The sequence below is a fragment of the Acinetobacter guillouiae CIP 63.46 genome, from assembly GCF_000368145.1.
Classification (GTDB): Bacteria; Pseudomonadota; Gammaproteobacteria; order Pseudomonadales; family Moraxellaceae; genus Acinetobacter; species Acinetobacter guillouiae.
Genome location: NZ_KB849283.1, coordinates 2339993 through 2340465, shown reverse-complemented (window position 1 = coordinate 2340465; position 473 = coordinate 2339993). Strand labels below are relative to the sequence as shown.

General features: G+C 48.4%; 1 protein-coding gene. It reads left to right on the top strand.

All coding sequences use genetic code 11. The features are described 5' to 3' along the window. Positions 1-473 (top strand): Ig-like domain-containing protein (locus F981_RS24095; RefSeq protein ID WP_004723263.1); only part of this gene is annotated, 473 nt, incomplete at both ends.

Below are 473 nucleotides of genomic sequence, written 5' to 3'. Positions count from 1 at the left end.
TCTGACAGTGACTCGGACTCTGACAGTGACTCGGATTCTGACAGCGATTCTGACTCTGACAGTGACTCGGATTCTGACTCTGACAGCGACTCGGACTCTGATGACACTACAGCACCAGATGCGCCAACTGCAGATGTTGTTAATAATGGAACGCAAGTTACAGGTACAGCAGAACCAGGTTCAACAGTGGCAGTTAAAGACCAAGGCGGCAACGTATTGGGTACAGCAGTTACCGATGAAAATGGCAACTACACAGTGGATCTAACCACGCCATTAACCAATGGTGAAGTGGTAGACGTGACTGCAACAGATGCTGCGGGCAATGAATCTGAACCTACTGAAGCAACTGCTGATGACACTACAGCACCAAATGCACCAACTGCAGATGTTGTTAATGAAGGAACACAAGTTACAGGTACAGCAGAACCAGGTTCAACAGTGGCAGTTAAAGACCAAGGCGGCAACGTATTGGG